Source organism: Marivita sp. S0852, from assembly GCF_046591575.1.
Taxonomy (GTDB): Bacteria; Pseudomonadota; Alphaproteobacteria; order Rhodobacterales; family Rhodobacteraceae; genus Marivita.
Genome location: NZ_JBIQWA010000026.1, coordinates 1 through 7,307, shown reverse-complemented (window position 1 = coordinate 7,307; position 7,307 = coordinate 1). Strand labels below are relative to the sequence as shown.

Here is a 7,307-nt window from a genome sequence, read left to right as displayed (position 1 = left end):
CTGTAAACTCAACGGGATCGAGCCCCATGGCTATCTGTCCACTGTCCTGACAGCCATCGCTGGCGGACACAAACAAAACGACATCAACAAGTTGCTTCCCTGGAACTATCCCAAGCCCGTGTGACCGGCGCACCGCTTACTTTTCAGCGCGTGCGATGGCGCGATCAAAGGTTTTTCGGATGCATTGCGTCTTGCTGGTGCTGGCTCGAAGCGGATCTCCGATCGAGATGTCAATGTCCACAGAATCGCCGCTGTCGTATTCTATGTTTCTCTGATCCAGAAGGTTCTGAATTTCGATCTCGAGCCCGACAGAGGTTTCCAGGGGGGCTTTGGTTGAGACAACCATAAACGTCCCGTTTCCGGCATAGGCCATCATATATCCCTCGTTGCTGAAGACCACACTGATCGCCTCTGCCGCCTCAGTGAGCACGTAAATGAACTCTTCAGAAGACGCCCGTGCAAAGATGGCCTCAATTTGATCTATCTTGATTGCCAAAACTTGTGAACCGGCTATCCCTGAACTTGATAGCTGCGTCAGGTAGTTTCCCAATGCATTGTATTTGATGAAGTTCTTGATGGCCTCAATCTCGATCTCTTCCGAAAGATCGAGATCCTGACTATGTATATCATCCGAGTGCGACCCGTTTGTTTTGGTTTTACCCGATATTGCCGTTTGCCTGCCAGCAACCAGTTCTTCCGCCATTTGCAGACGGGAGTGCAGTTCAACGATATCAAACGGTTTATTTGCGTAGTCTGTCGCACCCACGCTGAAAGCGCTGTCGATGTAGTCCTTATCGGTCATAGCGGTCAGCATGATGATCGGGGTTTTGCTATAGCCAGGTAGCCTACGGGCAAGATTGCAAAGCTCGATCCCGTCCATACCCGGCATACTGATATCGAGGAGAAGGCAATCAAAAACAGCATCGCCGGTGTTCAGCATCCCCAAGGCGATCTCACCCGACAAAGCAGTTGAGACGTCAGTGAACCCCGCCCTTGCTGCCATCATGGTCAGCAGTTCAAGGATGTGGGGCTCGTCATCAACAGCAAGAATTTTCACAATGCGTCCTAGCTAGAGGCCTCGCACGAGTTCAACTAATAAGTGTATTAATGCTCACATCTATCGAGAGGTCAAACTGGTCTCAACGCACTGTGCGTGATGCGCGAAAATCTGCGCAATTCTAGGCCAAGAACTCATTCGGGCCGTTGCTAACGGCATCAATGTAGAGGGTATCCGTCCGGTTTCGCTGCTCTGACGGGAGATGGAGTGAGTTGATAATGTCCACCATCGATAGTGGACATCATGGGGCACTCTATGGCGGGCAAGAAGGGTCAGAAGAAGCGGTTTTGGTCGGATGACGAGAAGCGTTCGATCTGCGCGCAGACCCGAGCGGCGGGCGTTTCGGTTGCACAGGTGGCTCGGCGTTACGCTATGAACGCCAATCTGATCCACAAGTGGCTGCGTGATCCTCGTTTTACCCCCGATTGCGATGTGGAAACTGTGCCCGCTGATGAAGCCCCTGATTTTCTTCCGATAGAGCTTGAGGGTGCAATATCGGCACCGTCACATCCTGATATACAGGTTTCCGCACCGGCGTCCATTGGGCCAGTTTCTTCGCAGCGCGTGGACATCACGCTGTCCGATGGCCGACGCATTCTGGTAGAGGGCACGACGTCCTTGCCAGTTGTTCTGGCGCTGGTTGAAGGGCTGATGCCTTGATTCCTGTCCCATCGAACACGCGGGTATGGCTGGCAGCGGGCGTGACGGAAATGCGGCGCGGATTCAACACCTTGGCGGCGCATGCAGAGAAGGTTTTGGAACTCGATCCATACTCCGGCCATCTGTTTGTGTTCCGGGGGCGTCGGGGTGATCTGCTCAAGATCATTTGGTGGGACAGCCAGGGCGCTTGCCTGTTCTCCAAGCATCTGGAGCGTGGGCGCTTCGTTTGGCCTGCCGCCAAGGACGGCAAGATCAGTGTGACAGCCGCTCAGCTTTCGATGCTGCTCGAAGGGATCGATTGGCGGATGCCGCAGAAGACATGGCGGCCCTCAAGCACGGGATAGGCCAATATATCGGCGCGAACGGGTGGTTTGCGATTCACCTTTTTGCTGCAGTGGGTTATATCCGACGGCATGTTGGACGCCTTCAAATCCTTGCCAGAAGACCCCGCTGAACTAAGGGCGGTCAGCGAGCGTTTGATGGCTGAGGTGCAATCGCTGACCTACCAAAATGAGAAGCTGAAGGCCGAGCTTCATGGCCATCGCAAGGCGCGGTTCGGCTCCAAATCCGAGAGCCTGGATCAACTGGCCTTCGATCTGGCGGAAGACGCAGAGATTGACGCTGCGGCTGAGGCGCAGAAGAACGAACCCGCCGAAGCTGACACCGAACCGGCCAAACGCCAGCACAGCCGCAAACCATTACCTGATCATCTGGAGCGACAAGACGAAGTGCTGTCTGCCGGAGAGGCATGCGATGATTGCGGTGGCTCTCTGCGCCAGATCGGTGAGGATGTCACCGAGAAGCTGGAGTATATTCCTGGCTGCTTTGTCGTTCGTCGCATTGTCCGCCCACGCATGGCCTGCACCTGCTGTGAGGCTTTTGCCCAGGCACCACTTCCATCGCGTCCGATTGAGCGCGGTCGCCCCGGCCCGAGTCTTCTGGCCCATGTGCTGGTTGGCAAGCATTGCGATCACCTGCCGCTGGACCGGCAATCCAAAATCTTCGCCCGCGAGAAGGTTGATCTGCATCGCTCCACGCTCACCGACTGGGTGGGGCGCAGCACCGCGCTGTTGGAACCTCTGGCCGATCATATCGGCAAGCTGGTCAGGGCAGGGCCCGCGCTGTTTGCCGATGACACGCCGGTCAAACTGCAAAGCAAGCTCAAACCCAAGAAGACCCAGACCGCGCGGCTCTGGAGCTATGTGCGCGATGAGCGCCCGTGGTGTGGCGATGCCCCGCCCTGCGCGTGGTATCAGTTCAGCACAGACCGCAAGGGCGAGCATCCGGTCAACCATCTATCGGGTTACAAAGATACCGTGCATGCCGACGGCTTCGCTGGCTTCAATGGCCTGTTCGGGAAAGACAAAGCCGCCGAGATGGCCTGCATGGTGCATGTCCGCCGCAAGTTTGTGGACGAGTTCGAGCGCACCGGCGCTGATATCGCCAAGCAGGCCATCACGCGGATCGCAGACCTCTATACTGTTGAGACGGAAGTACGAGGTAAACCGCCAGAAGAACGTGTCGCCCTGCGGCAAGAGAACGCAAAACCGATCTTCGATGATCAGGAAGCGTGGTTGCAAGCCCAGCTACCCAAGCTCTCGGGCAAAACCAAACTGGCCGGAGCAATCAGATATGTCCTGAGCCGCATGCAAAGGCACGCATCTATCTCAGCGACGGACGACTGGAGCTGGACAACAATATCTGTGAACGCAGCATTCGTCCCATTGCCTTGGGTCGCAAAAACTACCTGTTCATGGGGTCTGTCGGTGGCGGAAAGGCCGCTGCCATCGTCTACACCCTCATCGAGACCGCCAAGATGAATGACGTTGACCCCGAAGCCTGGCTCACATGGGTGCTCGGGCGGCTGCCCGATCACAAAATCAACCACATCTGTGAACTGATGCGGTGGGGCTTCCGATGAAACGCGAGATTGAAGCGGCGTTCCTACAGCAGGCTGAATGGTGTAAGGCCCTCGGATCGCCCTTTACTGCAACTTTGCTGGAATCCGCGTTGGCAGTTCTGGATGAGACGACCTTAACCGGTCGGATGGTTCTCAACTGGCCAGGTACGGCAGGGCCTTTGAAAGATGTCGTTCCTTTGAGGCTGGCGGGCGCGCTGCATTCTCTGGTGCTATCTGGGGCAGATGCAAAGCTTGTTGAACTCTACCCCCCAAACATCGATCAAGTTAATGAGCTTGCAACAGCTATTGTCAATGCGGTCAGTGTGCATGATCGCGAACTATCCAGCTTCTTGGATCATGCACCGCAAACAAATGAGGTCTCGCGATCTTCGGTTCTCATTGCTGGCTTGGCACATATTGCACAGCAAACAGGGCTGGAAGTTGAGATTTTTGAAATTGGTGCATCAGGTGGCCTAAACCTGAACCTCGACCGGTTCGAACATCGGCTTGGCCCGCAAATACTTGGCTTGCAAGGTGCTGATCTCCGGCTCTCGCCGAAATGGATTGGCCCAGTGCCAACGGTAAATCCAAAGATCGTGGAACGGCAGGGATGCGATTTAAATCCGCTGGATGTGTCAGATATTGCACAGGTACTGAGATTGTTATCTTATGTCTGGCCAGATCAGCCCGAACGCTTGGCTAGAACACGGAAGGCCATTACTATCGCACAAAAATACCCACCCAACCTAATAAAGGCAGACGCTGCTGATTGGGTGGAGAAGGTTTTTAAATCGGAACCGACGAAAGGGCGGGTGCGCGTGCTTGTGCATTCAATTGCATGGCAATACATGCCAAATAACGTGCAAGAGAGAATTACAAATGCGATAGAAACGGCAGGCAAGATCGCTACACTGGCGGCACCGATCGCGTGGCTCGCTTTTGAGCTGGACGCGAACGGGAAATCAAATTTGAGAATACGGTCGTGGCCTCAAAAGTCAGGCTGGTCGATCCTCGCAAAGGCCAATCCACACGTTCACGATATTGAGTGGTTGCCAGCCTCGGCAAAATAAAGCCAAGCGCCCGAACCGGACGCTTACTGTAGAGGGGACTGTTGCATTAATCGGATGAGTAAAGCGGCGTGCCCTGTCATCTCCAGATATCATGCGGTGGTGCCGAAGAGGCTGTCGATAAACGCGATCTCGCCAAGGACACCTGGTTGTTTGTATTGGATGTGGCCGCGTTTGATTGTTCGGATCGTCTCTATCCCGCTGAGGGTCGCTTTGGCTGTTCGGAGTGAGCGGAAGCTCTGGCGGTACCCCAGCAGCTGCTTCATCGCCGCATGATCGCTTTCGATGAGGTTGTTGCGCCATTTTCGGTCGATGTGCCGGACGCTTTCAAAATGAGGGTCATAGCGGTGGTTGATCTCGCGGATGACGCGGGCGTAGGCCTGCGCTTTTTCGGTACAGATCGTAACAGGCCGATGCAGACGGACACGCTCGATCGCCTTGTTGAGAAAGGATTTGGCCGCCTTCGCATCTCGGCGCGCAGTGTGCGGGTTTCGCAAATTCCCGGACACGGATTTCAGTAATTCCCGGACACGCGTTTCGGTAAATCCCGGACAGGGATTTCGGTAATTCCCGGACAGCTCCGGAGGCCTTGGGTACGGTTGGTCATCGCCTGCGCCGTCACGGCATTCTGCCGGTCTTGATCGAGACCGGGAGGGGACATGCCAAGACGCAAGCAACCGAGGCGTACGACCGTGCGAGACATACGAACGATATTGCGGCTGACGCATGAACAGGGCCTTTCGGTGCGCGAGGTTGGTCTGCGGCTGAAGCTGAGCAAGACGACCGTGGCGACCTACCTGCTTCGCGCCCGGGAGGCTGGTCTGAACTGCTGGCCGTTGCCATCCGGTCGCGATGACGATGCGACGCTGAAGCAGATCCTGTTCCAGCGTGTCGGACGCCCGCCCCGGGATCTGAGCGAACCCGACTGGCCGAAGATGGCCGCGGAGATGAAGCGCAAGGGGGTGACGCTGGTGCTGCTCTGGGAGGAATACCGGGCGGCGCATCCTGATGGCTATGGCTACACCTGGTTCTGCGAACGCTACCGCGCGTTCGAGAGCCGCATCAACCCCCGGTATCGCAACCGCCATGAGGCCGGCGCGGTGATGCAGACCGATTACGCCGGGCACACGATCCCGGTGATCGACCCGGGCACCGGTGCTGAGCATCGCGCGCAAATCTTTGTCGCGGTTCTGGGGGCGTCCAATTACACCTTCGCCTGGGCGAGCCTCAGCCAGAAGCTGCCCGACTGGATTGATGCCCAGGTCCGGGCCCTGAAGTTCTTCGACGGAGTCCCCAAGGCGATCGTCTGCGACAACCTGAAGGCCGCCGTGGCCAAACCGCTCTGGTTCGAGCCGTCGCTGACCAAGACCTTCTCCGACATGGCCACGCATTACGACACGACCGTGCTGCCCACGCGGCCGCGCAAGCCGCGCGACAAGGGTAAGGTTGAAGGCGCGGTGTTGATCGTGGAGCGCTGGATTCTGGCCCGTCTGCGCAACCGGCAGTTCTTTTCCATCGAGGCGCTGAACGTCTCCATTGCCGAGCTGCTCGATGATCTCAATGCCCGGACCATGCGCCGGGTCGGGCGCTCACGACGTGAGCTGTTCGAGCAAATCGAACGCCCCGCACTCAGCCCGTTGCCCGATACGCCCTTCGAGTACGCCGAATGGAAGCGTGCCAAGGTGCATCCCGATTACCATGTCGAGGTTGTGCACGGTTTCTATTCGGTGCCGCACCGCCTGATCGGGCGACAGGTCGATGTCCGCCTGACCCACCGCATGATCGAGATTTTCCATAACCATGAACGCATTGCGGCTCATCACCGCCGTGGTCAGCGCGGCGGCCATAGTACCATCAAGGAGCACATGCCCAAGGCGCATCAGCGCTACGGCGGCATGACGCCAGAAAGCCTGATCACCCGCGCCGCCCGCGCCGGCTATCATGCCGCCGCGCTCGTCGAGCGGCTGATGCGCGACAGACCCCACCCCGAACAGGGCTATCGCTCTGCCCTCGGTGTGCTCGGCCTGCAGCGCCAGTTCGGGGCGGACAGGCTGGAAGCGGCCTGTGAACGCGCCCTGACGGTCGGCACGGTCAGCTATGCCTCGGTGCGCTCCATCGTGATCACCGGTCTGGATCGCGCGCCCAGCCGGCCAGACCCCGTCACCGCCACGCCGGTCCACGACAATATCCGTGGCCCCGGCTACTACCAGTAACCCAAGGAAGGAAGAACCAGATGCTGACACATCCGACACTCGACCAGATGGCCGCGCTCGGCCTGACAGGCATGGCCGACGCCTGGAAGGCCTTGGCCGAACAGGATTCGGGCCAGGCGCTCGAGCGCAATGAATGGCTCGGCCTCATGCTCGACCGCGAAGCCGCAGCCCGCGCCGACAAGCGCTTCGCCAACAGGCTGCGCAACGCGAAGATGCGCTTTCCCAACGCCTGCATCGAAGATGTCGATTTCGCTGCCAGCCGGGGGCTCGACCGGCGTCAGATCCTCGCGCTCGCGCAAGGCGACTGGATCAAGGCCCGCGAACAAATCATCCTTACTGGCCAAACCGGCACCGGCAAGACCTGGCTTGCCTGCGCCTTCGCCCACCAGGCCGCACGTCTGGATCATTCC

Annotated in this window: 9 protein-coding genes and 1 pseudogene; 8 read left to right on the top strand and 2 right to left on the bottom strand. The window is 57.9% G+C overall.

The genetic code is table 11. From position 1 onward, the window contains the following. A partial coding sequence (locus tag ACG74X_RS21170; protein WP_411234979.1) for a transposase domain-containing protein occupies window positions 1-124 on the top strand: 124 nt, incomplete at its 5' end. A 12-nt stretch (window positions 125-136) separates the two neighbouring features. Here ACG74X_RS21170 and ACG74X_RS21165 read toward each other — a convergent pair. Next, the gene (locus ACG74X_RS21165) at window positions 137-1,057 is read right to left on the bottom strand and encodes a two-component system response regulator (protein ID WP_411237305.1); all 921 of its coding nucleotides are present in this window, start codon (window positions 1,055-1,057) and stop codon (window positions 137-139) included. Window positions 1,058-1,312: 255 nt separating this feature from the next. Here ACG74X_RS21165 and tnpA point away from each other — a divergent pair, with 255 nt between their 5' ends. The 5 genes and pseudogenes from tnpA (at window position 1,313) to ACG74X_RS21140 (ending at window position 4,687) form a co-directional block, all read left to right on the top strand. After that, window positions 1,313-1,717, top strand: a complete 405-nt coding sequence (gene tnpA / locus ACG74X_RS21160; protein ID WP_411237304.1) for an IS66-like element accessory protein TnpA — start codon at window positions 1,313-1,315, stop codon at window positions 1,715-1,717. Beyond that, on the top strand, window positions 1,714-2,061 hold the full coding sequence (tnpB, locus tag ACG74X_RS21155) for an IS66 family insertion sequence element accessory protein TnpB (protein WP_411237303.1): 348 nt from the start codon (window positions 1,714-1,716) through the stop codon (window positions 2,059-2,061). Before tnpA ends, tnpB begins: the two co-directional genes overlap by 4 nt. Before the next feature lie 69 nt (window positions 2,062-2,130). After that, window positions 2,131-3,434 (top strand): annotated as a pseudogene (gene tnpC, locus ACG74X_RS21150) (IS66 family transposase); the annotation flags it as partial. A gap of 36 nt (window positions 3,435-3,470) precedes the next feature. After that, window positions 3,471-3,638: a transposase domain-containing protein gene (locus ACG74X_RS21145; protein ID WP_411237306.1), complete on the top strand. Its 168-nt coding sequence runs from the start codon at window positions 3,471-3,473 to the stop codon at window positions 3,636-3,638. After that, a complete protein-coding gene (locus tag ACG74X_RS21140) occupies window positions 3,635-4,687 on the top strand; it encodes a DUF2332 domain-containing protein (protein ID WP_411237302.1) in 1,053 nt (350 codons plus the stop codon). The genes ACG74X_RS21145 and ACG74X_RS21140 overlap by 4 nt, the downstream gene beginning before the upstream one ends. 89 nt (window positions 4,688-4,776) lie before the next feature. Here ACG74X_RS21140 and ACG74X_RS21135 read toward each other — a convergent pair whose 3' ends face one another. After that, window positions 4,777-5,193 carry a DDE-type integrase/transposase/recombinase gene (locus ACG74X_RS21135; RefSeq protein ID WP_411237301.1) on the bottom strand — a complete coding sequence of 139 codons (417 nt, stop codon included), beginning with the start codon at window positions 5,191-5,193 and terminating at the stop codon, window positions 4,777-4,779. A 150-nt stretch (window positions 5,194-5,343) separates the two neighbouring features. Between ACG74X_RS21135 and istA the strand changes: the two genes are divergently transcribed. After that, on the top strand, window positions 5,344-6,897 hold the full coding sequence (gene istA / locus ACG74X_RS21130) for an IS21 family transposase (protein ID WP_411237300.1): 1,554 nt from the start codon (window positions 5,344-5,346) through the stop codon (window positions 6,895-6,897). A gap of 20 nt (window positions 6,898-6,917) precedes the next feature. Next, window positions 6,918-7,307: ATP-binding protein (locus ACG74X_RS21125; RefSeq protein WP_411237299.1), on the top strand; the 390-nt coding region annotated here is incomplete at its 3' end.